This is a genomic window from Hydrogenophaga sp. SNF1 (assembly GCF_034421675.1).
Taxonomy (GTDB): Bacteria; Pseudomonadota; Gammaproteobacteria; order Burkholderiales; family Burkholderiaceae_C; genus Hydrogenophaga; species Hydrogenophaga borbori.
The window spans coordinates 526,915-549,610 of the sequence record NZ_CP139793.1; the positions used below are offsets into that span (position 1 = coordinate 526,915).

The 22,696-nt window shown below is 73.1% G+C and carries 27 protein-coding genes; 12 read left to right on the forward strand and 15 right to left on the reverse strand.

What is annotated here, in order from left to right:
• Positions 1-23 precede the first annotated feature (23 nt).
• The 4 genes from SOM08_RS02530 to SOM08_RS02545 all read right to left on the reverse strand — a co-directional run bounded on the left by SOM08_RS02530 (position 24) and on the right by SOM08_RS02545 (position 3,410).
• Complete coding sequence (locus SOM08_RS02530; RefSeq protein ID WP_116958661.1) at positions 24-710, reverse strand: ankyrin repeat domain-containing protein; 687 nt, start codon at positions 708-710, stop codon at positions 24-26.
• The gene (locus SOM08_RS02535; RefSeq protein ID WP_116958662.1) at positions 707-1,207 is read right to left on the reverse strand and encodes a GlcG/HbpS family heme-binding protein; all 501 of its coding nucleotides are present in this window, start codon (positions 1,205-1,207) and stop codon (positions 707-709) included. Before SOM08_RS02535 ends, SOM08_RS02530 begins: the two co-directional genes overlap by 4 nt.
• Positions 1,208-1,314: 107 nt before the next feature.
• Positions 1,315-1,953, reverse strand: coding sequence for a response regulator transcription factor (locus SOM08_RS02540; protein ID WP_322469999.1), 639 nt, complete (start codon positions 1,951-1,953; stop codon positions 1,315-1,317).
• Complete coding sequence (locus tag SOM08_RS02545; RefSeq protein WP_116958664.1) at positions 1,950-3,410, reverse strand: ATP-binding protein; 1,461 nt, start codon at positions 3,408-3,410, stop codon at positions 1,950-1,952. Before SOM08_RS02545 ends, SOM08_RS02540 begins: the two co-directional genes overlap by 4 nt.
• A gap of 53 nt (positions 3,411-3,463) precedes the next feature.
• Here SOM08_RS02545 and SOM08_RS02550 point away from each other — a divergent pair, with 53 nt between their 5' ends.
• Genes SOM08_RS02550 through SOM08_RS02560 form a run of 3 tightly spaced genes read left to right on the forward strand, consistent with a single transcriptional unit; the run spans position 3,464 to position 6,673 of the window.
• Positions 3,464-4,399 carry a cation diffusion facilitator family transporter gene (locus SOM08_RS02550; protein WP_116958665.1) on the forward strand — a complete coding sequence of 312 codons (936 nt, stop codon included), beginning with the start codon at positions 3,464-3,466 and terminating at the stop codon, positions 4,397-4,399.
• The gene (gene dtd / locus SOM08_RS02555; RefSeq protein WP_322470000.1) at positions 4,396-4,839 is read left to right on the forward strand and encodes a D-aminoacyl-tRNA deacylase; all 444 of its coding nucleotides are present in this window, start codon (positions 4,396-4,398) and stop codon (positions 4,837-4,839) included. Before SOM08_RS02550 ends, dtd begins: the two co-directional genes overlap by 4 nt.
• Positions 4,840-4,876: 37 nt before the next feature.
• On the forward strand, positions 4,877-6,673 hold the full coding sequence (locus tag SOM08_RS02560; protein ID WP_116958667.1) for a DUF4153 domain-containing protein: 1,797 nt from the start codon (positions 4,877-4,879) through the stop codon (positions 6,671-6,673).
• Between the two features lie 28 nt (positions 6,674-6,701).
• Here SOM08_RS02560 and SOM08_RS02565 read toward each other — a convergent pair whose 3' ends face one another.
• From SOM08_RS02565 to SOM08_RS02580, 4 genes are all read right to left on the reverse strand, one after another.
• Positions 6,702-7,031, reverse strand: coding sequence for a YegP family protein (locus SOM08_RS02565; protein ID WP_116958668.1), 330 nt, complete (start codon positions 7,029-7,031; stop codon positions 6,702-6,704).
• Between the two features lie 89 nt (positions 7,032-7,120).
• Positions 7,121-7,603 (reverse strand): rRNA maturation RNase YbeY, encoded by a 483-nt coding sequence (gene ybeY / locus SOM08_RS02570; RefSeq protein WP_116958669.1) that lies wholly within the window; start codon positions 7,601-7,603, stop codon positions 7,121-7,123.
• Positions 7,603-8,037: an MliC family protein gene (locus tag SOM08_RS02575; RefSeq protein ID WP_245980913.1), complete on the reverse strand. Its 435-nt coding sequence runs from the start codon at positions 8,035-8,037 to the stop codon at positions 7,603-7,605. The genes ybeY and SOM08_RS02575 overlap by 1 nt, the downstream gene beginning before the upstream one ends.
• Before the next feature lie 28 nt (positions 8,038-8,065).
• Positions 8,066-9,037 (reverse strand): PhoH family protein, encoded by a 972-nt coding sequence (locus SOM08_RS02580; protein ID WP_322470001.1) that lies wholly within the window; start codon positions 9,035-9,037, stop codon positions 8,066-8,068.
• Positions 9,038-9,145: 108 nt separating this feature from the next.
• On the opposite strand from SOM08_RS02580, the gene ruvA reads away from it, so the two are divergent.
• Genes ruvA through SOM08_RS02595 form a run of 3 tightly spaced genes read left to right on the forward strand, consistent with a single transcriptional unit; the run spans position 9,146 to position 11,878 of the window.
• Positions 9,146-9,721, forward strand: a complete 576-nt coding sequence (ruvA, locus tag SOM08_RS02585; protein ID WP_116958670.1) for a Holliday junction branch migration protein RuvA — start codon at positions 9,146-9,148, stop codon at positions 9,719-9,721.
• Positions 9,722-10,780 carry a Holliday junction branch migration DNA helicase RuvB gene (ruvB, locus tag SOM08_RS02590; protein WP_116958671.1) on the forward strand — a complete coding sequence of 353 codons (1,059 nt, stop codon included), beginning with the start codon at positions 9,722-9,724 and terminating at the stop codon, positions 10,778-10,780.
• A gap of 15 nt (positions 10,781-10,795) precedes the next feature.
• A complete protein-coding gene (locus tag SOM08_RS02595; RefSeq protein WP_322470002.1) occupies positions 10,796-11,878 on the forward strand; it encodes an SPOR domain-containing protein in 1,083 nt (360 codons plus the stop codon).
• A gap of 15 nt (positions 11,879-11,893) precedes the next feature.
• Here SOM08_RS02595 and SOM08_RS02600 read toward each other — a convergent pair whose 3' ends face one another.
• Positions 11,894-13,039 (reverse strand): DSD1 family PLP-dependent enzyme, encoded by a 1,146-nt coding sequence (locus tag SOM08_RS02600; protein WP_322470003.1) that lies wholly within the window; start codon positions 13,037-13,039, stop codon positions 11,894-11,896.
• Positions 13,023-13,673 (reverse strand): histidine phosphatase family protein, encoded by a 651-nt coding sequence (locus SOM08_RS02605; protein WP_116958825.1) that lies wholly within the window; start codon positions 13,671-13,673, stop codon positions 13,023-13,025. Before SOM08_RS02605 ends, SOM08_RS02600 begins: the two co-directional genes overlap by 17 nt.
• 64 nt (positions 13,674-13,737) lie before the next feature.
• On the opposite strand from SOM08_RS02605, the gene SOM08_RS02610 reads away from it, so the two are divergent.
• Entirely contained in the window at positions 13,738-16,095 is a 2,358-nt protein-coding gene (locus tag SOM08_RS02610) for a PAS domain-containing protein (RefSeq protein WP_322470004.1), read from the forward strand.
• Positions 16,096-16,101: 6 nt separating this feature from the next.
• On the opposite strand, the gene SOM08_RS02615 is transcribed toward SOM08_RS02610, so the two are convergent.
• The 4 genes from SOM08_RS02615 to SOM08_RS02630 all read right to left on the reverse strand — a co-directional run bounded on the left by SOM08_RS02615 (position 16,102) and on the right by SOM08_RS02630 (position 19,023).
• A complete protein-coding gene (locus SOM08_RS02615) occupies positions 16,102-16,764 on the reverse strand; it encodes a DUF4136 domain-containing protein (protein WP_322470005.1) in 663 nt (220 codons plus the stop codon).
• Between the two features lie 53 nt (positions 16,765-16,817).
• A complete protein-coding gene (ttcA, locus tag SOM08_RS02620; RefSeq protein WP_116958676.1) occupies positions 16,818-17,741 on the reverse strand; it encodes a tRNA 2-thiocytidine(32) synthetase TtcA in 924 nt (307 codons plus the stop codon).
• Between the two features lie 123 nt (positions 17,742-17,864).
• Positions 17,865-18,239 (reverse strand): dihydroneopterin aldolase, encoded by a 375-nt coding sequence (locus tag SOM08_RS02625; RefSeq protein WP_070400359.1) that lies wholly within the window; start codon positions 18,237-18,239, stop codon positions 17,865-17,867.
• Positions 18,240-18,246: 7 nt separating this feature from the next.
• Positions 18,247-19,023 carry an SDR family oxidoreductase gene (locus SOM08_RS02630; RefSeq protein ID WP_116958677.1) on the reverse strand — a complete coding sequence of 259 codons (777 nt, stop codon included), beginning with the start codon at positions 19,021-19,023 and terminating at the stop codon, positions 18,247-18,249.
• Here SOM08_RS02630 and SOM08_RS02635 point away from each other — a divergent pair.
• Genes SOM08_RS02635 through SOM08_RS02655 form a run of 5 tightly spaced genes read left to right on the forward strand, consistent with a single transcriptional unit; the run spans position 19,022 to position 22,173 of the window.
• Entirely contained in the window at positions 19,022-20,164 is a 1,143-nt protein-coding gene (locus SOM08_RS02635; RefSeq protein ID WP_322470006.1) for a class I SAM-dependent methyltransferase, read from the forward strand. The two genes, SOM08_RS02630 and SOM08_RS02635, sit on opposite strands and share 2 nt — an antisense overlap.
• 2 nt (positions 20,165-20,166) lie before the next feature.
• Positions 20,167-20,361 (forward strand): DUF2905 family protein, encoded by a 195-nt coding sequence (locus tag SOM08_RS02640; protein WP_070400356.1) that lies wholly within the window; start codon positions 20,167-20,169, stop codon positions 20,359-20,361.
• A gap of 44 nt (positions 20,362-20,405) precedes the next feature.
• Positions 20,406-20,855: a thioredoxin TrxC gene (gene trxC, locus SOM08_RS02645; RefSeq protein ID WP_116958679.1), complete on the forward strand. Its 450-nt coding sequence runs from the start codon at positions 20,406-20,408 to the stop codon at positions 20,853-20,855.
• A 26-nt stretch (positions 20,856-20,881) separates the two neighbouring features.
• Positions 20,882-21,865 carry a glucokinase gene (gene glk / locus SOM08_RS02650; RefSeq protein WP_116958680.1) on the forward strand — a complete coding sequence of 328 codons (984 nt, stop codon included), beginning with the start codon at positions 20,882-20,884 and terminating at the stop codon, positions 21,863-21,865.
• A 53-nt stretch (positions 21,866-21,918) separates the two neighbouring features.
• Entirely contained in the window at positions 21,919-22,173 is a 255-nt protein-coding gene (locus SOM08_RS02655; protein ID WP_116958681.1) for a hypothetical protein, read from the forward strand.
• A gap of 31 nt (positions 22,174-22,204) precedes the next feature.
• On the opposite strand, the gene SOM08_RS02660 is transcribed toward SOM08_RS02655, so the two are convergent.
• Positions 22,205-22,627, reverse strand: coding sequence for a hypothetical protein (locus SOM08_RS02660; RefSeq protein ID WP_116958682.1), 423 nt, complete (start codon positions 22,625-22,627; stop codon positions 22,205-22,207).
• Positions 22,628-22,696: the final 69 nt, after the last annotated feature.

Below are 22,696 nucleotides of genomic sequence, written 5' to 3' on the forward strand. Positions count from 1 at the left end.
CGGCGCAGCGTGGGGGGTGGACGTCAGCGAGCGCCGGCCTTTTCCAGCATCGCGACCATGGCCGCGTAGCCGCGTGAGCGGGCCAGCGCCAGCGGCGTGTGGCCGCTGCGGTCGGCCAGTTGCAGCTTGGCGCCTGCGTCGATCAGGGCCTGCAGCGTGGCCTGGTGGCGCGGGCCGCCGTCGCCCAGCACGACGGATTCGATGGCGGCCGTCCAGTGCAGGTTGTTCACGTGGTCCAGCGGCGCACCGGCCGCGATGAGCTGGCGCACCACGCCTTCATGGCCCAGGTGCGCCGCCGCGATCAGCGCGGTGCCGTCGTAGCGGCTGGTCACCAGCTTCGCGCTCGCGCCGCCGGCCAGCAGCAGGCGCAAGGTGTCTTCGTCGTCGGCCACGGCGGCGATGGTGACGGCGTCGTAGCGCCCGTGCTCCAGGGCCGCGTGGTTGGCGCCGGCCTGCAGCAGCGCCCGCACCGCCTCGCGCTGGCGCGCGAAGGTGGCCACGTGCAGCGGCGTGCGGCCAGCCCCGTCGGTGGCGTCGATGGCCGCGCCAGACTTCAGCAGCCGCGCGATGGCGGCCACATCGCCGCGCTGCGCCGCGGCGTGCAGGCCCTGGTAGGCCGCGACCTCGCCGGGCGAGGGCGGCACCTGGGCCCGCGCGGCGCCCGCGGCCGCGGTGGCCAGCGCCAGCGACAGCAGCGCGCGCCGCTTCATTGCAGGGCCGCTTTCACCTGCTCCAGCGCGGCCATGGCGCACTGCTCGTCCAGGTGGCCGCCGGGCGCGCCGCCCACGCCCACGGCGCCGATCACGTCGTTGCCCGCGCGCACCGGCACGCCGCCGCCGAGCAGCAGGTAGCCGGGGATGTCCTTCAGGTTGGCCGCGGCGGGGTTCTTCTGCGAGGCCTCCATCATGGCCAGCGTGGTGTTGCGCGCGGAGGCCGAGGTGTAGGCCTTCAGGCGGCTGGCCTCCAGGGTGTGCGGGCCGGCGTTGTCGGCGCGCTGAACGGCGCGCACGTTGCCGGCGCGGTCCACCACGGTGGCGGTGACGGCATAGCCGCTGGCGCTGCAGGCGGCCACGGTGGCGCTGGCGATCTGGTTGGCCAGCGCCAGCGAGACGTTGCGCTCGCTGAGGACGGCGCCGCTCTGGGCCTGGGCGAGGGCGCTGGCACCGATGAGGGCGAGGGCCAGGGCGGTGCGGATGGGGGTGTTCATGAAGCGGGTCTCCGTGAAGGCGTTGCGGTTCGATCAACCGTGCCCGCACTGTAGGAAGCGCCCGCCGCGCGCACCATTCGCGCGGCTACGGGCGCGGCTGCGTAGAACTACGCAGCGCCCGTCTCGTTCACCAGGGCCGCGTAGCCGCGCACCAGCTGGGCGAGCGAGTCCACGCCCAGCTTCTCGAACACATGGGCGCGGTGCGTTTCCACCGTGCGCGGCGACAGGTCGAGCGCGCGCGCGATGGCCTTGTTGCTCAGGCCTTCGACGATGAGCGCGAGCACCTCGCGTTCGCGCGGCGAGAGCTGCTGCCAGCGCTCGCGCGCGGCGCGGTCGGTCTGCGCGCGCTGGCGCAACTGAACGTGCTGGCGCACGGCCTGCTGCAGGGCCTCGATCAGGGCCTCGTCGTCCACCGGCTTTTCCAGGAACTCGGCCGCGCCGGCCTTGAAGGCGCGCCGGCACATGTCCACCGTGCCGTGGCCGGTGAGCATGATCACGGGTTGGTCCACGCCCTGGGCCACCAGCGTGTCGAGCACGCCCAGGCCGCTGATGCCGGGCATGCGCACGTCGAGCACGATGGCGCCGATGCCGTCGCGCTCGAAGCCGGCGAGGAAGGTGCGCGGATCGGCCCAGGCCACCACGCGCAGGCCCACGGTGCCGATCAGCAGCGCGAGGCTGTCGCGCACCGCCTCGTCGTCGTCGATCAGGTGCACGGTGGGGGAGAGCGCGTCGCTGGCGGTGTTCATGGCGGGGTTTCGGTGTCGAGCGGCAGGTGCAGCGAGAACAGCGCGCCACCGCCGGGCGCGGCGCCCGCGCCCAGGCGGCCGCCCTGCGCCTGCGCGAGCGATTCGCTCAGCGTTAGGCCCAGGCCCAGGCCGCCCTCGCGGGTGCTGAAGAAGGGCTCGAACAGGCGCGGCAGCACCTCGGGCGGCAGGCCCGGGCCGGTGTCGGCCACGTCGAGCACGGCCTGCCCGCCCTCGCGCCGCACGGCCAGGCGCAGTTCGCGCGGGCCTTCGGCCTGGCGGTCCATGGCCTGCAGGGCGTTGGCGATCAGGTTGTGCACGATCTGATCGATGGCGATCGGATCGGCCCGCACCACCGCGGGGTCGCTGGCCAGCCAGCGCACGGCCACGCCGCGCCGGTCGATCTCGGGCTGCAGCAGGTGCAGGGCCTCGCGCACGCAGGCGCCCAGGTCCAGCGCGCGCTGTTCGGCCGCGCCAGCCGGCGGCTGCAGGCCGCGCCGCAGCCGGGCCAGCACCTCGGCCGCGCGGCGCGCCTGCGCGCCGGCGCGGCCCATGGCCTCGCGCGCGGTGTCCAGCGCGGGCGGTTCGTCGGCCAGCAGGCGCTGCGCGGCCTGCGTGCTGGCCAGCACGGCGGTCAGGGGCTGGTTCAGCTCGTGCGCCAGGCCGGCCGCGAATTCGCCCATGGCGTTGAGCCGGCCGAGCTGGCCCAGGCGCAGCAGGGCCTCGGCGCGCTGGCGGGCCTCGCGCAGGCGCAGCGCGTGCGCCAGGGCGGCCAGCCCCGCCAGCACGGTGAGCGCCCAGGCGCCCATGCCAAGCCAGGGCAGTTCGCCCCAGCCGACCCAGCGCGTGGCCACGGCGTGGAACGGCTGGCTCTCGGCCGCCACCACCTTGTCGAAGTCGAAGCGCCAGCCCTGGGTGAGCGGCAGGCCGGCCTGCAGGGTATGCGCCTGGCCGTTCCAGCGCAGCGCCACCCGGACCGGGCTGCGCGCGCGGTCCATGGGCCAGTCGGCCTCGGGCACCAGGCCGTCGAGCGCGATGACCAGCGCGTAGGCGCCACCGCCCGCGGCGCCCAGCACCAGCGTGTAGCGGCCCGTGCCCAGGTCGCCATCGGCCATGGCCCCGCGGCCGCCGGTGCGCGAGGCCGCCTCGGCGCGCGCCAGCGCCGGCTGCCGCCAGGCCTCGTCCGGCGCGCGCGCGATCACGCTCAGCAGGCGGGGGTAGATCGCGCTCAGGCGCGGCAAGGCCTCGGCCCGTTCGGGCTCCAGCAGGGCCAGGGTGGCGAGCACCGCGTCGTGCTGCACCACCTGCTGGCTCAGCAGCCGATGCACGATGCGCGCGTCGGTCTCGAAGGCGGCGCGCTGCGCCTCCAGGCCGCGCTGGGCGATGAACCACGCCCCCAGCAGCGACAGGGCCAGACCTGCCGCGATCCAGTTCAGCCGGGACATCCACGCGCGTCGCATGGCGGCGATTCTGCAACGTCCGCTGAACCAGGGTTCGGCGGGCCTGGGCCACAATGCCGCGCGTGATCACCCCGCTGCTCGACCGACTCACGCCGCGCCGCCTGCTGCAGGCCTCGATCGCCGTGGCCCTGCTCACCATCGCGCTGAAGACGGCGGCCTGGTGGCTCACCGGCTCGGTCGGCCTGCTGTCCGACGCGCTCGAGTCCCTGGTCAACCTGGCGGGCGCGAGCTTCGGCCTGCTCATGGTCACCATCGCCGCGCGCCCGGCCGACGCCGAGCATCCCTACGGCCACCACAAGGCCGAGTACTTTTCTTCCGGCTTCGAGGGGGTGCTCATCATCGCGGCGGCCGCCGGCATCGTCTGGGCCGCGGTGGGGCGCCTGCTGCAGCCGCAGCCGCTGGAGCAGCTGGGCCTGGGCCTGTGGCTGTCGGTCATCAGTTCGGTGTTCAACGGCGTGCTGGCCTGGGTGATGCTGCGCGCCTCGCGCGTGCACCGCTCGGTCGCGCTCGAAGGCGACGCGCGCCACCTGTTCACGGACGTCTGGACCTCGGTCGGCGTGGTGCTGGGCATCGGCCTGGTCGCCGTCACCGGCTGGCTCTGGCTCGACCCCGTGCTGGCCATCCTGGTGGCGCTCAACATCCTGCGCGAGGGCCTGCACCTCATCAAGGACGCCTCGCAGGGCCTCATGGACGAAGCGCTCGACCCCGAGCTGCAGTCCAGCATCGAGCGCGTGCTGGCGGGCTTTGCCCAGAAGCAACCACTGGTGCGCTTCGACCACGTCACCACGCGCAAGGCCGGCCAGCGCCGCTTCGCCGACCTGCACATGCACCTGCCCGCCGCCTGGCCGCTGGGCCGCGCGGCGGCGCTGCGCGGCGAGGTGGAGCAGGCGCTGATGCAGGCCGTGCCCGGCCTGCGCGCCAGCATCCAGCTGCTGCCCACCGGCGTGGAAGCGCTGGCCGTCAAGGAACCCGAGGAGACCCTCCAGTGATTGCCCTGCTGCAACGCGTGAGCCAGGCCCGTGTCGACATCGCCGGCCAGACCGTGGGCGCCATCGGCCCCGGCCTGCTGGCGCTGGTCTGCGCCGAGCCCGCCGATACGCCGGCCGTGGGCCTGAAGCTGCTCAACAAGGTGCTCAAGCTGCGCGTCTTTGCCGACGGCGCCGGCAAGATGAACCTCAGCCTGCAGGACGTGGGCGGCGGCCTGCTCATCGTCAGCCAGTTCACCCTGGCGGCCGACACCTCGGGCGGCAACCGCCCGGGCTTCACCCACGCCGCGCCGCCCGCGCTTGGCGAATCGCTCTACGATGCCTTCGTGGCCGCCGCGCGCGCCGCGCATCCCCAGGTGGCCACCGGCCGCTTCGGTGCCGACATGCAGGTGCACCTGGTGAACGACGGGCCGGTGTCGATCCCGATGCGCCTGACGGCCTGAGCCCGCGCCGGTGCCCGGGCGCTTTCAGGAGGACCGCTTGCACACCCCCGCCGCCCCCGCATCCGAGGCCCGCGCCCACCTGCTGGTGGGGGCCTTGCAGGCCGCTCTGGCCTACGCCCTCTACGAGACCGCGCGCCGCGGCGCCTGGCCGGCCACCGAGGCCGTGGCCTTCATGCCGCTGTTCCTGCTGATGGCGCTGGCGCCGCTGGGCTTCTACCTCGCCAGCGCGGCCCCGCTGCAGCGCCGCGTGGCCATCGCACTCGGCGTGGGCGCGCTGGCCCTGGCCATCGGGGCCTACCACGGGCTGACCGTGGGCGGGCTGGCCGAGCGCGCGCGCGAGCAGGCGCCTTTCCGCGAGGAAGACTACCTGCGGCCCACCTTCGTGCTGGGCCTGGCGCTCATGGTCGCCGTGCCCGCCGCCGCCGTGGCGCGCGAGGGCCGCGTGCGCTACGAGTCCTGGTTCGACGCCTTGCTGCACAACACCCTGCTGCTGGCGCAGGGCGGGCTGGTCACCGGCCTGTTCTGGCTGGTGATGTTCAGCGCGGCGGCGCTGTTTCGCCTGGTGCGCCTGCCCTTCCTGGGCGAGCTCATCGAACGCGGCGCGTTCTGGATTCCCGCCACCACGCTGGTGTTTTCCTATGGCGTGTCGCTGGCGGTCACGCAGCGCACCGTGGCGCGCTTCCTGTTCGAGCGGCTCACGCAGCTGTGCGGCTGGATCTACCCGCTGGCGGGCGCATTGGGCGTGGCCTTCGTGGCGAGCTGGCTGGTGCAGGGTGTCGAGCCCTTGTTGCAGACGCGGCGCGCGGCCTTCCTGCTGCTGTGGTTCGCGGTGCTGTGCGTGCTGCTGGTCAACGCCAGTTCGCGCGGCGGGCTGGACGCGCCGCGCTACCCGCGCTGGCTGCGCCGCGCCCTGTCGACCGGCCTTCTGGTGCTGCTGCCCATGGTGGCGGTGGCGCTGTACGCGCTGGGCCTGCGCATCGGCCAGTACGGCTGGACGGTGGACCGTCTCTGGGGCCTGTTCGTGGCGGTCGTGGTGGCGGTGTTCGCGCTGGGCTACACGCTCAACGCCATGGCCGAGTGGCTGGGCCGTGCCGAACGCTGCCTGGTGCCCGCCACCAACGCCGTGGCCGCGGCGGTGGTGGTGCTGGGCATCCTGGCGTTGCTGGGCGGCGCCATCGACCCGCGCCGCGTGAGCGTGAACGACCAGCTGCAGCGCCTGGCGCGGGGCACCAGCGACGAGCAGGACCCGATCCGCTACCTCGCGCGCGAGGGCGGCGTGTTCGGCCGGCGCGCCCTGCAGGCCCTGGCCGCCGACGACCCGGTGTTCGGCGGCGTGCCTGCCGCGCGCCAGGCGCTGGCGCGCGACGCCCTGAGCGACCCGACGACGCGGCGCGAGCGCCTGGCCGAACGGTTGCGCGCCCTGCCGGTGTTCCCGCCGGGCGCCACGGCGCCGCCGGCGCTGCTGGAGGCCCTGGCGCGCGACGGCGGCCTGCCGGGCGCCTGCGAGGCCCAGACCTGCCTCATCTGGCGCCTGCCGCCCGAGGTGTTGGGCGATGGGGCCTATGCGCTGCTCGCGCGCCAGGCGCCGGGCGCGCGCGAGGCGGGCGGCGCGCGCATCTGGCGGGCCGACGGGCGCGGGCAGTGGGCCGTGCGCGGCCACCTGCCCGACCAGGGCCTGGACACGAACTGCGCGCCGCAGGCCGGCCACCAGGCCCTGTTCGACGCCGTGCGCGAGGGCCGGGTGGACCTGCTGGTGCCACCCGGGCGCGACCTGGGCGCCGGCGGCCTGCGCTTTCCGGTGCAGCGCTGGGACGGCGCGCGCGACTGCGGTTGAGCCACCGTCGCGCGCCCGTCGCGTGGGATCAGGGCTCGCGCACGTCCTTGCTGGGGCCGTTGGTCTTCACCGAGTCGATGCCGTTCTGGCGCGCGGCCTCGGAGGCGTACATCTGGCTGGTGCCAATGACCTGGCCGTTCGAGGCCTTCAGGTTGAAGTAGGGGCTGCCGTCGCTGGCCGTCTTGAGCTCGTAGCGCTCGCTCAGCGGCGAGTTTTTCTGCACCGACTCGATGCCGCCCTGGGCCGAGGGCTTGGCCTCGTACTGCTCGCTGCGCAGGATCACCTGCGCGTTGCCCGCCTTGAGCACGAAGGAATACTGACCTTTGCCGTTCTTCGTGAGTTCGTACCAGCCTGCCATGGACGCTCCTCGGTTGGGGTGGATGACCAGCCCATGCTAGCGAGCGGGCGGGGCGGCCGGCCGCCGTGCCCCGGCGTTTTGCTGGGGATTTACCCGGGCTTGCGGGGGCGGCGCGATCGGGCGTAGGGATCGGGCTGGCCCAGCGCGGCCAGCACCTCGGTCTCGCGCGCCTCCATGGCCTCGGCGTCGGCCTCGCTGGTTTCGTGGTCCCAGCCCTGGGCGTGTAGCGCGCCGTGCACCAGCAGGTGCGCGTAGTGCTCGGCCAGGGGCTTCTTCATCTGTTTCGCTTCGGCCGCCACCACCGGCGCGCACAGCACCAGGTCGGCCATCACCAGGGGCTCCTGGGCATAGTCGAAGGTGAGCACGTTGGTGGCGTAGTCGCGGCCGCGGTAGTCGCGGTTGAGGGCCTGGCCCTCCTCAGCGTCGACGATGCGCACGGTGAGTTCGGCATCGCCATCGAGCGCGCGGCGCAGGCAGCGCGCCACGAAGGCGCGCGGCAGCGCGGCGCGGTGTTCGGTCACGCCGTCGAAGCGCGCGAACTGCAGCGAAAGGGTGAGCGCGGGCAGGGCCATCAGCTGGCCGCCTTGCCGGCGTTGAGGGAGGGGATCGAGCGGCAGTTGGCCAGCAGCGTGCGCTCCTGTGCCGTGTGGTCGGCCGCCAGGAAGCTCAGGAAGCCTTCCTCGCCCTTGGTGTTCCAGCGCAGGCTGTGCTGTTCGTCCAGCGCGATGTAGCGCACACCCGAAGCGCTGGGCCGGCTCTTGAGCAGCGCCGTGCGGCCCTGGTGGTGCAGCGCCGCGAAGCTGTCGCCATGGCCGAACTCCAGGTAGGCCACCTCGATTTCGGCGCCGCCCTCGCAGCGGTAGCGCACGGTCTCGCTGCTGTAGCCCGGGCCCTGAATGCTGCCCTGGGTGGCGGGCGCCGACGGGTGCTGGTGCAGCGCGCAGCCGCCGGCCAGCAGGGCGGCGGCGAGCGGGGCGGCGAGGGTGAGCGGTCTGATCGGTGGCATGCGGGTCCTCCCTGGGGGTTGGCGCGGGTCAGCCGGCGCGTCGGCGGACCGGTTCGGCCTCTTCGCGCGACGGGCTGCGGGCCTCGTAGGCGTCGACGATGCGCGCCACCAGCGGGTGGCGCACCACGTCGGCGCTGGTCAGACGCGTGAAGCCGATGCCCGGCACGCGCTTGAGCACGCGCTCGGCGTCGATCAGGCCGCTGAGCTGGGTGCGCGGCAGGTCGATCTGGCTCACGTCGCCGGTGACCACGGCCTTGCTGCCGAAGCCGATGCGGGTGAGGAACATCTTCATCTGCTCGGGCGTGGTGTTCTGCGCCTCGTCCAGGATGACGAAGGCGTGGTTGAGCGTGCGACCGCGCATGAACGCCAGCGGCGCGATCTCGATCTGCTGGCGCTCGAAGGCCTTTTGCACGCGGTCGAAGCCCATCAGGTCGTACAGGGCGTCGTACAGCGGGCGCAGGTAGGGGTCCACCTTCTGGCCCAGGTCGCCGGGCAGGAAGCCCAGCTTCTCGCCCGCTTCCACGGCCGGGCGGGTGAGCACGATGCGCTGCACCGCGCTGCGCTCCAGCGCGTCCACCGCGCAGGCCACCGCCAGGTAGGTCTTGCCGGTGCCCGCGGGGCCGATGCCGAAGGTGATGTCGTGCGCGGCCATGTTCTCCAGGTAGCCCACCTGGTTGGGCGTGCGCCCGCGCACCTCGCCGCGGCGCGTCTGCATGCTCAGCGCGCCCTCGCCGGGGTGTTCCAGCGCGGTGTTGCCGTTGAGCATGAGCTGCACCTGCTCGGCCGGGATCGGGCCGCGCGCCATCTCGTACAGGGCCTGCAGCACTTCCATGGCGCGCTGCGCCTTGGCCTTGGGGCCTTCGACGCGGAACTGCTCGAAGCGGTGCGCCACCTTGACCTGCAGCGCGGACTCGATGGCGCGGATGTGGGCGTCGAGCGGCCCGCACAGGTGGGCCATGCGGGTGTTGTCCGGTGGGCTGAAGGTGTGTCTGAGAATCAAGCCGATAATCCCGAAGAAAAAGAGGGCCCCCAACCCTGGCTTCGCCAGGCCCCTGCGAGGGGCGCGGTCGTTCCTGGGGCGACCCGGCGAACGACCAAAAGGACACCGATGATAGGCAAGTTGAGCGGCACGCTGCTGGAGAAGAACCCGCCCCAGATCCTGCTGGACTGCCATGGCGTGGGCTACGAGGTGGACGTGCCCATGAGCACCTTCTACCACCTGCCCGCCAGCGGCGAGCGGGTCTCGCTGCTGACGCACTTCGTGGTGCGCGAGGACGCGCAGATCCTCTACGGCTTCGCCACCGCGCCCGAGCGCGACGCCTTTCGCCAACTCATCAAGATCAGCGGCGTGGGCCCGCGCACCGCGCTGGCGGTGCTCTCGGGCCTGTCGGTGAATGACCTGGCCCAGGCCGTGAGCACGCAGGAGACCGGGCGCATCGTCAAGGTGCCCGGCATCGGCAAGAAGACGGCCGAGCGGCTGCTGCTGGAGCTCAAGGGCAAGCTCGGCGTGGACCTGGGCCTTCCCGCGGGCGCTGCGCGCAGCGATGCCCAGGCCGATATCCAGCAGGCCCTCATGGCCCTGGGCTACAACGAGAAAGACGCCACCGCCGCGCTCAAGGCCCTGCCGGCCGAGGTGGGCGTGGCCGAGGGCATCAAGCTGGCGCTGAAGGCGCTGGCCAAATAAATGAGCATCCAGACCGACGACTTCGCCCCCGCGCCGCGCGTGATCTCGCCGCTGGCGGGTTCGCCCAAGGAAGAGGCGATCGAGCGCGCGCTGCGGCCCAAGCTGCTCGACGAGTACGTGGGCCAGATGAAGGTGCGCGAGCAGCTGGAGATCTTCATCGGCGCCGCCAAGAAGCGCGCCGAGGCGCTGGACCACGTGCTGCTGTTCGGCCCGCCCGGCCTGGGCAAGACCACGCTGTCGCACATCATTGCCCAGGAACTCGGCGTGAACCTGCGCCAGACCAGCGGCCCCGTGCTCGAAAAACCCAAGGACCTGGCGGCGCTGCTGACCAACCTCGAGCCCAACGACGTGCTCTTCATCGACGAGATCCACCGCCTCTCGCCGGTGGTGGAGGAGATCCTCTACCCCGCGCTGGAGGACTACCAGATCGACATCATGATCGGCGAGGGCCCGGCCGCGCGCAGCATCAAGCTCGACCTGCAGCCCTTCACGCTGGTGGGCGCCACCACGCGCGCGGGCATGCTCACCAACCCGCTGCGCGACCGCTTCGGCATCGTCGCGCGGCTGGAGTTCTACTCGGCCGAGGAACTCGCGCGCATCGTGCGGCGCAGCGCCGGGCTGCTCAACGCGCCCATCGATGAGGACGGTGCCTTCGAGATCGCGCGCCGCTCGCGCGGCACGCCGCGCATCGCCAACCGCCTGCTGCGCCGCGTGCGCGACTACGCCGACGTGAAGGGCAGCGGCCGCATCAGCAAGGACATCGCCGAGCGCGCCCTGGCCATGCTCGACGTCGACCCGCAGGGCTTCGACCTGATGGACCGCAAGCTGCTGGAGGCCGTGATCCACCGCTTCGACGGCGGGCCCGTGGGCCTGGACAACATCGCCGCCAGCATCGGCGAGGAGCGCGACACCATCGAGGACGTGATCGAGCCCTACCTGATCCAGCAAGGCTACCTGCAGCGCACGCCGCGCGGACGCACGGCCACACTGGCGGCCTACCGCCACCTGGGCGTGAACCCGCCGCGCACCGAGGGCGGCCTGTTCGGCGCCGCCGACTGAGCCGCCCAACCCGCCATGTCCAACGCGCCGACCCCCGCTCCCCCGGACACCGCGGCGCTGGCCAGCGCCACCGAGGCGCTGTACCGCGCGGCGCTGGGCCCGGGCCGCACGGCCGACTACCTGCCGGTGTTTGCGCGCTTCGACGAGCGCGGCCTGGCGGGCACGCACTGGAACCACGCGGCGGCCTGGCTGAACCTGAACTGGCTGCTGTACCGGCGGCTGTGGCGCCAGGCCCTGCTGTACGCCCTGGCCCTGGCCGCCGCGCTGGGGCTGTGTTGGTGGGCGCGGGGTTTCATGGCGGCCTGGCCGGCGGGCGTGCGCTGGGGCCTGCTGGCCTCGATCGGCGTGCTGGCGGTGGTGGTGCCCGGCTGGTGGGGCACGGCCTGGCTGCACGCCGACGTGCGCCAGCGCATGACCCAGGCCGTGCGCCGCGCGCGAACGGTGCAGGAGGCCTGCGGCCTGTTGCAGCGCGGCGGGCCGGGGCGCTGGGTCTGGGTGCTGGCGTTGCTGGCCCAGGTGGCGTTGCTGGGCACGCTGGGGCTGCGCACGGGTGGTGGCCCCGTGGCGGCCGCGCCCGAGCCGGTGCTGGCGCCGCAGGGGGTGGCCGGGGCGCCGGCGGCCTCCCCGCCCGTACCCGCGGCCGCGCCCGCGCCGCCGCCGTCCACCGAGGGCGTGATCGAGCCCGTGTCGCCGGTGTCCCCCGCTGTCCCCCCCGGTGGGGCGGTGGTGGTGGGCACGGTGACCGCGGCGGCGCCCACGCCGGCCCCGGCCCTGGCGAGGCCCGCAGCGGCGGCGCCTGCTGCCGCGCCGCCGGCCCCCGGCGCGAGCGGCGACAGCGCCGGCCCCACCGACGCGCCGCGCCCCCGCTGGCACGGCCACGGCGTCAACGTGGGCATCTTTGGCGACCCGGCCAACGCCGAGCGCGCGGCCACGCGGCTGCGCCAGGCCGGCCTGCCGGTGCGCAGCGACCCGGTGGAGTCGGCGCGCGGCCCGCTCACGCGCGTGCGCGTCGGCCCGTTCGAGACGCGCGAGCAGGCCGAGACCGCGGCCGAGACCGTGCGCAACCTGGGCCTGGAGGCCCGCGTGTTCGGCCCCTGAGGGCGCGCCGGCCGCTCAGTCCAGCGCGCCGCGCGCGTCCACCCGCAGCACGCGCTCCACGCGGCCCGTGAGCAGGCCGCCGCGCACGCCGATCAGGTGGTCGTGCAGGTTCACGGTGGGGTCGCAGTGGCCCGGCACCAGCCAGACCGTTTCGCCCAGCGCGGGCAGGGCCGGGCCATGCAGCACGCCGTGCTCGTCGCCGCCGTTGGCGAACGCCAGGCCCTCGGGCAGCCAGACGCGCGGCAGGCCGCTGTCGATGGCATGGCTCTTGTGGCCGGCGTCGACCACGGCGCGTCCCTCGGGCCGGCTCATCACCTGCGCCTTGACGAACAGCGCGTGCTCGAAGCCTGGCGCGTACTCATCGGCGGTGTTGGCGGCGTAGTCGGCGTCCATGAAGAGGTAGGAGCCGGCCTGCAGCTCGCCCCACTGGCCGCTGGCCGCCTCGTGCACGAAGGTGCCGGTGCCCGCGCCCGTGACCAGCGGCACCGCCAGGCCCGCGCCTTCGATGAGCGCGCGCGTGCGCGCCACGGCCTCGGCGGCGCGGGCCACGGTGGCGCGGCGCTGCTCGGGCGTGCGCTGGTGCTGTGCCGCGCCGTGGTAGGCCTGCAGGCCGGCGAAGCGCAGCGCGGCGTGCGAGGCGACGGCCCGCGCCAGCGCCACGGCCGGCTCGCCCGGCGCCGCGCCGCAGCGGCCATGGCCCACGTCGATTTCCACCAGCACGTCGATCGCGCCCGGCGCCCGCACGCCGGCTTCGGCCAGGGCGTGCGCGAGCCGCTCGATGCCGAGGGCGCTGTCCACCGCCAGGGCGAAGCGCGTCCCGCCCGCGCGCACGGCGCGCGCCAGGCGCGCCAGCTTGGTCGGGTCCACCACCTCGTTGGTGATGGTGATGTCGGTGACGCCGGTGGCGGCCAGCGCGAGCGCCTCGCCGGTCTTCTGCACGCACACGCCCACGGCGCCATGCGCCATCTGCAGCTTCGCCAGCTCGGCGCACTTGTGCATCTTGGCGTGCGGGCGCAGCCGCAGGCCGCGCGCCCGGCACCAGTCGGCCAGCCGATGCAGGTTGCGCTCCATGGCGTCCAGGTCGATCACCAGCGCGGGCGTGTCGATGGCGGCCACGCCCTGGCCGACCAGGCCGAGGAAACGCTCAGGCGCTGCGCTCATCCAGCACCCCCTGGTCGTCGCTCACCTGCAGGTGGCCCACATCGCCCCAGCCCACCAGGGCCAGGCCTTCGGGCGACCACAGCAGGCGGTTGATGGCGCAGTTGGCGAGCTGCCAGCTGCGCGGGGCCTGCAGCTCCAGCCGGGTGGCGGCGCGGTAGAGCACGTCCAGCACGCCGCCGTGCGCGACCAGCAGGATCTGCTCGCCCGGATGGCGCGCGGCCAGCTCCAGGGCCGCGCCCACCACGCGCTCGCGCAGCTCCAGCAGGGTTTCGCCACCGGGCGGCGCGAAGTCGGGCATGCGCTTGCGCCAGGCCAGGGTTTCGGTGGGGTAGCGCAGCTCCAGCTCGTCCCAGGTGTGGCCTTCGAAGCGCCCGAAGCCGCGCTCGCGCAGGCCGATGTGCGCGTGCACCGGCAAGGTGCGCGTCTCGGCCACCGCCTGGGCGGTGTCGCGCGCGCGCTTGAGGTCGCTGCTGTAGATGGCGGCGATGGGCTCGTCGCGCAGGGCCTCGGCCAGGCGACCGGCCTGCCAGCGGCCGTGGTCGTTGAGGTCGATGTCGGTGTGGCCCTGGATGCGCGTGTCGCGGTTCCAGGCGGTCTCACCGTGGCGCACGGCCAGGAGGCGGGTGACTTGCAAGGGGCGTCCGTGGGGTGGGTCGATCTGGATGAAATGTACCGGTCCTTGCGAGACAATGCCGCGCATGGCCACGCCCGATGGCGACTTCTCATCGCTGTTCAACTTCCTGCCGATCGGCGCCTACCGCAGCGCCCCCGACGGCCGGATGATCCGGGCCAACGAGGCCCTGGTGCGCTTCAACGGCCACGACAGCGAGACCGCGCTGATCGCCGGCGTCGGCGACATCGCCTCCGAGTGGTACGTGGACCCGCGCCGGCGCGACGAATTCCGCCACCTGCTCGAACGCGACGGCTTCGTGCGCGGCTTCGTGTCGGAGGTCTACCGCCACAAGACGCGCGAGCGCGCCTGGGTCAGCGAGAACGCGCACGCCGTGCGCGACGGGGCAGGCCAGGTGTTGCACTACGAAGGCACGGTGGAAGACATCACCGAGCGCGTGCAGCAGCAGCGCTTCCTCCGGGAACAGCAGGAGCGCATGCAGGCGCTGGCGGACCAGATTCCCGGCGTGGTGTTTTCCATCGTCGTGCGCCACGACGGCACGCGCCGCTACCGCTACGTGAGCTCGGGCGCACGCGAGTTGCTGGGCGTCGAGCCCGAGGCCCTGGTGGACGACCCCACGCTGATCTCGCGCCTTCTGCACCCGGACGAAGGCCTGCGCCTGGCGGCCGAAACGCAGGCGCTGCTGGATGGCAAGGCGGTGCTCTCGGGCGAGTTTCGCGTCGTCACTCCCGATGGCGTCCTCAAGTGGGTGCACAACCGCTCCTGCGAGGTCTACCGCGACGAGGAGGGCGTGCACCGCGTAGGCGTTCTGCTCGACATCACCGAACCCAAGCGCATGGAAGAGGCGCTGCACCGCAGCGAGGCGCTCTGGAAGATGGCGCTGGAGAGCGCGGGCGACGGCGTGTGGGACTGGAACCTGGTCACGGGCGAGGAATACCTGTCCGACAGCCTGCTGTCGATGTACGGCTATTCGCGCGAGGACTTTCGTGGCTTCGCCGCCGACCTGGACGAGCGCACGCACCCGGACGACCTGGCCGCCATGCTCGTCGCGCGCCAGGCGCATTTCGAGGGGCGCATAGCCGCCTACCGCAACGAGCACCGGGTTCGCACGCGCGATGGTCGCTGGATATGGGTGCTCACGCGCGGCGCCGCGGTGGAGCGCGACGCCCAGGGCCGCCCGACGCGCCTGGTCGGCACCCACACCGACATCACCGAGATCAAACAGGCGGAGGAGCAGCAGCGCCAGTTCGAGGCGCAGTTGCGCGAGCGCCAGAAGATGGAGGCCATTGGCACCCTGGCCGGCGGCGTGGCGCACGATTTCAACAACCTGCTGGCGGCCATCCTGGGCAACCTGGTGCTGGCCCGCGAGGACGTCGGACCCGAGCATCCCGCGCAGGAAAGCCTGGCCGAGATCAATCGTGCGGCCATCCGCGCCCGCCAGCTCGTGCAGCAGATCCTCACCTTCAGCCGCCGCCAGGCCCAGACCATGGAGCGGCAAGCCCTATTGCCCCTGGTGGACGAAGCGCTGCGCCTGATGCGCACACTGCTGCCGGCGGGCGTGCGCCTGGACACGCGCTTGTCGCCGGAACCGCTGTATGTCATGGCCGACGGCACCCAGGTGCAGCAGGTGCTGATGAACCTGTGCAGCAACGCCTGGCAGGCTTTCTCGGGCCGTGCCGGCGAGATCACCGTGGCCCTGGGCCCCGAATCCGTGGACGCCGCGCGGGCGCTGCGCCTGGGCGGCATGGGCCCCGGTGACTATGCCTGCCTGAGCGTGGCCGACAACGGGCCCGGCATGGACGCCGATACGCGGCGGCGCGTGTTCGAACCCTTCTTCACCACCAAGCCGCCCGGCGAAGGCACGGGGCTGGGGCTCGCGGTGGTGCACGGCATCGTGAAAGCGCACAAGGGCACCATCACCCTGGACAGCACCCCGGGGCAGGGCACCCGGTTCGATGTCTACCTGCCGCTGGCGGCGGGGGACGGCGCCCCGGTCGCGCCCTTGCCCGCAGCGCGCACCGACCCGGCGCCGCTGCACGCCCTGAGCGGACGGCATGTGCTGTACGTGGACGACTACGAGGCGCTGGTGGGGCTGGTGCAGCGCCTGCTCGGCCGCCACGGCGTGCGGGTGACGCCGTTCGCCTCGGGCGAGACGGCCCTCGACTGGCTCAAGGCCCACCCCGATGAGCCCGCGGATCTGCTGGTGACGGACCAGAACATGCCAGGCCTGTCGGGCCTGGACGTGGCGCGCGCCGTGCGGCTGCTGCGCCCGGCCTTGCGCGTTGCCATCGTGTCGGGGCAGGTGAACGAGTGGCTGGTGAGCGAGGCCGCCGCCGCCGGGGTGCACGAGGTGCTGTCCAAGCAGGACAGCATGGACGCGCTGGCGCTGGCGATCCGGGAACTGTTGGCCGCCGCGCCGGCCTGAGGCGCCTCAGCGTGGCACTTCGATGTTGACCTGCCGCAGGCCCGCGGGCGGCGCCGGGAAGCCCTGCAGCGCGGCGTCGAGCATGGCCGTCCACAGCGCGGGTGTGCTGTTCCAGCGGCCATCGTGCGCGGCGCGCGTTTCGTACACCACGCGCCCGCTGGCGGCGTCGCGGATCACCAGCGACACCGCGCGCTGGTAGTAGGGGGTCTCGAAGCGCGGGGCCATCATGGGAAAGAAGACCACCTGGCCGGTGCCCGTGACCACGTAGTCGCGCCCGGGCATGGCGAAAGGCGATCCGAAGGGGCCCCAGCCCCAGGTGTCCCAGGGGTCTTCCCAGGGCGCGCGCGGTAGGCGCACGTTGCTGGCGCCCACCTGAACCGCCCAGGGGGCCGACACGTTGGCGGCGGCGCGCGTCCAGCCCAGCTTGGCCAGCGCGGCCTCGGCGTAGCGCTCCAGCTCGTCCTGGCCGCGCGCGGCGCGCTGGTCCTGTTGCTGCGAGGGCAGGCGCTCGAAGCGGTAGACCTGCGGCGGCGTGGGCACCGTCGCATGGGCCGCGCGGTCCTGCCAGCGCGGAAAGCTCTCCACCTGGTTGTCGACCAGGATGACGGACGCGCAGCCCGACAGCAGCAGCGCGGCCAGGGCAAGGACGAAAAGGCGGATCGAGGGCATGGACGTCTCCTGCGTTGAGGGGCCCTTCGTGGCTGGCGTGGTGCGGATGCGCCTCAGCTGGCTTCGGTGGCGATGGGTATGACCGCGCGCGGCGCGGCCGGGTTCCCCTGCGGCGCGGGCGCGGCGCAGGGCTGCGCGGCCGGCGCGGCCACGGGCTCGTCGTCGAAGGCCTTGTCGCCGCTGTCGTCCGGCACGCCGGTGGCGCGCAGCGTTTCAAACGGAAACAGCGCGCGGTCCATCAGGTGGCTGGGCACCACGTTCTGCAGCGCGCTGGCCATGTTCTCCACCCGGCCGGGGTACTTCTTCTCCCACTCGCGCAGCAGGTTGCCCACCTGCTTGCGCTGCAGGTTTTCCTGGCTGCCGCACAGGGTGCAGGGAATGATGGGGAACTGGCGCAGCTCGGCCCAGCGCACCAGGTCTTTCTCGGGCACGTAGGCCAGGGGCCGGATCACCACGTGCTTGCCGTCGTCGCTCACCAGCTTGGCCGGCATGCCCTTGAGCTTGGCGCCGAAGAACAGGTTGAGCAGCAGGGTCTGCAGGATGTCGTCGCGGTGGTGGCCGAGCGCGATCTTGGTGGCGCCGAGTTCGTCGGCCACGCGGTAGAGGATGCCGCGGCGCAGCCGGCTGCACAGGCTGCACAGGGTCTTGCCCTCGGGGATCACGCGCTTGACGATGGAATAGGTGTCCTGGTTCTCGATGTGGAACCTCACGCCCAGCTTCGTCAGGTACTCGGGCAGCACGTGTTCGGGGAAGCCGGGCTGCTTCTGGTCGAGGTTGACCGCGATCAGTTCGAACTTCACCGGCGCGCGCTGCTGCAGCTTCAGCAGGATGTCGAGCAGGCCATAGCTGTCCTTGCCGCCCGAGAGGCAGACCATGACGCGGTCGCCTTCCTCGATCATGTTGTAGTCGACGATGGCGCGCCCGACCTCGCGGCACAGCCGCTTCTCGAGCTTGTGGTTTTCCAGTTCAATGTTCATGGCCATTCCTTGGCGAGCGCCAGCCCGCATAACCCGGCGATGCCACGGAGCCGGCTTCGCCGGGCCGTCGGCATCGCCCCCCTGGAGGGGGGAGGCGCGCAGCGCCGCAGGGGGTGTCTCTGTTCACCACTGCCCGCTTTCCATGCGGATGGCGACCTCGCAGTCCTCGAAGATTTCCAGCTTGGCGATCTTCACGCGCACGCCGATCACGCCGGGCAGCTGCATGAGCCGGCGCGTGAGCTTGCCGATCAGGCTCTCCAGCAGGTTCACGTGCTCGGCGGTGCACTCGTCGATGATGATCTGGCGCACCTTGCGGTAATCGAGCACGTGGGTGATGTCGTCGTCCTTGGGCAGCAGGGGCTGCGTGCCCTGGTTGAGCTCGGCGTCCACCTGAATGGGCTGCGGCGCGTGTTTTTCGCGGTCGAGGATGCCCAGGTTGGCGTCGAAGCGCAGGCCGGTGAGGGTGAGGATCTGGGTGGCGGCGGTCGTGGGGATCATGCGGTCCTCACATGAGGGAGAAGTCGCGCTCGAAGCGCATCAGGTGCTGGCCGCCGTCCACCAGCAGCGTGGTGCCGGTGATGGAGCCGTTGTCCAGCGCGAAGGCCACGGCGGCGGCCACGTCGGCCGCGGTGGAGGAGCGGCCCAGCGGCGACTGGCGGTGCAGCTGCTCGAAGCGCTCGTCGCTGAGCAGGTGGCTGGTGAGCGTGAGCCCGGGTGCCACGCCCACCACCCGCACGCGCGGGGCCAGGGCCAGCGCCAGCATGGTGTTGGCTGCCTCCAGCGCCGCCTTGGACAGGGTGTAGCTGAAGAAGTCGGGGTTCATGTTCCACAGTTTCTGGTCCAGCAGGTTGACCACCGCGCCGCGCGCGTCGCGCTCGGCCAGGTGGGCGTGCAGGGCCTGGGCCAGCAGCACGGGCGCGCCGGTGTTGGCGCGCAGGTGGGCTTCCATGGTGGCGAAGTCGAAACTGCCGGCGCTGTCGTGCTCGAAGGTGGAGGCGCTGTTGACCACCGCGTCCACGGCGCCGAAGCGCGCGGCCACGGCGGGCAGCAGGGCGCGCGCGCCGGCCTCGTCCGACAGGTCGGCGAAGAAGGTGTGGGCGCTGCCGGCGCGGCCGCTCGCGGCCTCGCAGTCGGCCGCCGTCTGGCGGGCCTCGTCGAGCGAGTGGCGGTGGTGCACGGCCACGTTCCAGCCGGCGCGCGCCAGGGTGAGGGCGATCTCCCGGCCCAGGCGCCGGCCGGCGCCGGTGACCAGCGCGGTGCGGGGCGGATGAGGGGAGGGCATGGGTGACAATCGGCGCGTGAACGCCCCATTCGTGAACCAGCCCGGGAGTGTAGCCAGCGCCCTGTCGGCGCGCATCGGCACGGCCATCGACGCGGCCGGTGGCCACATCCCCTTCGAGCGCTTCATGAGCATGGCGCTGTACGAGCCGGGCTTGGGCTACTACGCCACGGCCACGCCCAAATTCGGCCATTTCCCGGCCCAGGGCAGCGATTTCGTCACCGCACCCGAGCTCACGCCGCTGTTCGCCCGCGCGCTGGCCCGCCAGGTGGCGCAGGCCCTGCAGGCCACGGGCACGCGCGAGGTGTGGGAGTTCGGCGCCGGCAGCGGGGCGTTGGCGGCCGGGCTGATCGCGGCGCTGGACGCGGCGGGCGAGCGCCTGGAGCGCTACACCATCGTCGACCTGCCGGGCGAGCTGCGCCAGCGCCAGCGCGAGCGCCTCGCGGCCTTCGGCGACCGCGTGCGCTGGGTCGAGGTGCTGCCCGAGCGCTTCGAGGGCGTGCTGGTGGGCAACGAAATCCTCGACGCCATTCCCGTGACGCCGCTGGCGCGCCTCGGCGGGGTCTGGCACGAGCGGGTGGTCGTGCGCGCCGGCGAGGGCTTTGCCTGGGCGGACCGGCCCACCGCCCTGCGCCCGCCGCTGGCGGTGCCCGGCGAGCACGACTACACCACCGAGGTGCACCCGCAGGTCGAGGCCTTCGTGCGCACCATCGCCGACCGGCTCGCGCGCGGCGCGGCCCTGTTCATCGACTACGGCTTCCCCGAGGCCGAGTACTACCACCCGCAGCGCCACATGGGCACGCTGGTGGCGCACCGCGCCCACCGCAGCGACGACGCCGTGCTCGATCACCCGGGCGAGAAGGACATCACCGCGCACGTGAACTTCACCGGCGTGGCGCTGGCGGCGCAGGACGCGGGGCTGGACGTCATCGGCTACACCAGCCAGGGGCGCTTCCTCATCAACCTGGGCCTGGTCGAACTCGCCCAGGGCGCCGACCCGCGCGAGCGCTCGCGCATGCAGATGCTGGTGCTTGAGCACGAGATGGGCGAGCTGTTCAAGGTCATCGCGCTGGCGCCGCCCGCCAGCGCCGGGGGCTGGACGCCGATCGGCTTCGCGCAGGGCGACCGCACCCACCGGCTCTGAGCATGATCCGCTGGATGATCGTCATCTTCCTGGCGCTGCTGCTCATCAGCTGGGCCACGCCGCTGTTGCGCCGCCTGGGCCTGGGTCGGCTGCCGGGCGATCTGCGTTTCCGCGCCTTTGGCCGCGACTGGTTCCTGCCTTTCGCCAGCACCGTGCTGCTGAGCTTCATCGCCAGCCTCATCGGCTACCTGGTCTGAGCCCGCGGGCTTGCAATCGGCGCGCCGGCCTTCATCTGGGGGTCATGAACGCCCCCGCCGCCCCCCTGCACCTCGTCTGCCCGCACTGTGGCACCACCAACCGGCTCGCGCCCGACGCGCTGGACCGCGCGCCGGATTGCGGCCGCTGCCACGCCCCGCTGTTCACGGGCGCGCCGGTGGCGCTGGACGAGGCCGGCCTGCGCAAGACCATCGAACGCTCCAGCCTGCCGGTGCTGGTGGACTTCTGGGCGCCCTGGTGCGGCCCCTGCCGTGCGATGGCCCCGCAGTTCGAGGCGGCGGCGCGCGAACTCGAGCCGCGCGTGCGGCTGGTGAAGCTCAACACCGAAGAGGCGCCCGGGCTGTCGGCGGCCATGAACATCCGCAGCATTCCCACGCTGGCGCTGTTCTCGGGCGGCCGCGAGATCGCGCGCCAGCCCGGCGCCATGGGCGCGGCCGACATCGTGCGTTGGGTGCGCGCCCACCTGCCCCGCTGAGTGGGCGCGGCCTATCATCGGCCGCCATGAGCCAGCGCATCCCCAGCCCCGGTGGCCGGCTGCTCGCCGACATCGGCGGCACGAACGCCCGTTTCGCCTTCCAGTCCGCGCCCGGTGAGCCCTTGAGCGATGTGCGCGTGCTGCCCGTGGCCCGCTACCCGGGTGTGCAGGACGCCCTGCGCGAGTACCTGGGTGGGCTGGGCCCGCGCCGCGTGCGCGCCGCGGCCATCGCCATCGCCAACCCGGTCACGGGCGACGCGGTGCGCATGACCAACCACGACTGGGCCTTCTCGCAGCGCGCGCTGCGGGCCGAGATGGGCTGGGAGCGGCTGCGCGTGCTCAACGACTTCACCGCCCTGGCCCTGGCGCTGCCGGTGCTGCCGGCGAGCGATCTGCGCCAACTGGGCGGCGGCGATGCCGTGCCGCGCGCCGCGCGCGCTCTGCTGGGCCCTGGCACGGGGCTGGGCGTGTCGGGTCTGCTGCCCTGCGGCGCCGACGGCTGGGTGCCGCTGGAGGGCGAGGGCGGCCACGTCACGCTGCCGGCCGCCACGCCGCGCGAGCGCTTGCTGATGGACGCGCTGGCGGCGCGCCACGGCCGGGCCTCGGCCGAGCGCGTGTGCTCGGGCGCGGGCCTGCTCGACAGCTTCCGGGTGCTCTGCGAAGCCGACGGCGTGGCCGTGCGGGGCGTGCAGCGCGCGGCCGACGTGACCGAGGCCGCGCTCCAGCACGGCCAACCGCAGGCGCTGGAGGCGCTGAACCTGTTCTGCGCGCTGCTGGGCTCGGTGGCCGGCAACCTCGCGCTCACGCTGGGCGCGCGCGGCGGGGTGTACCTGGGCGGCGGCATCGTGCCGCGCCTGGGCGCCTGGTTCGACACCTCGCCCTTTCGCGCGCGCTTCGAGGACAAGGGCCGCTTCAACGGCTACCTGCGCGCCATTCCGGTGTGGGTGATCACCGCGCGCGAATCGCCCGCGCTGCTGGGCGCGGCGCGCGGCCTGGACGGCTTGGACTGAGCCGCGCCTTGCGCTAACCTGGGCCCTCGCCCGCCGCGCCACCAGGAGACCCCATGACCACCCCGCTCAGAACCGTGCTCGTCTTCACCCCCGAGGACCAGGCCTGGCTGCGGCGCATGCAGCTGGTGGTGCCCGACTACTGGCGCGGCCACGGCGCCGCGCCCATACCGGGCGACGTGTTCCGCGTCGGCGGCCGCCAGTTCACCATCCAGGGCCGCCTGTGGGAGCACGACCTGCAGGGCCCGATGCTGCGTGTCTTCGTGGGCTCGGCCCACGCGGAGAGCGATTCGGTGTTCGCGGGCATGTGAAGGCGGCGGCGGAGGCGCGCGACGGCGCGCGCTAGCTATCGTCCACGTCCCACTCGAACGCGCAGCGCTTGCAGCACACCGGCACCAGGCGCGCCGCGCCGTCCTCGCCGCCGCGCACCGGCCGCTCCGACAGGCTCAGCTGCCCGTAGGCGTGGCAGCGCGGGCAGTTGGCCTGGTTGGCCACTTCCTCGGCGTGCATCAGCAGGTAGGTGTAGCGCTGCAGCGCCCACAGCGTGATGCCGGCGGTGAGCACCACGAAGGCGGTGTTCATCAGCTTCTCGCCCGCGCTGGCGCCATCGAAGGCCTCGAAGCTCGCCAGCATGGCCACGGCGGCCAGCACCGCCAGGGCCATGTGCGCGTGGCTGGAGAGCAGCTCGCGCTCGTACCACTTGCGAAACCCCAGGCGCCGGATGCCTTCGGCGAGCGGCGGGTTGAGCGGGTTGCTTGAGGGCATGGCGGCCTCCGGCGGTAGGAGGAGCCATGGTGGCACCGGGTCGCCCGCGGGGCCAAGGCCGTCCGGAAA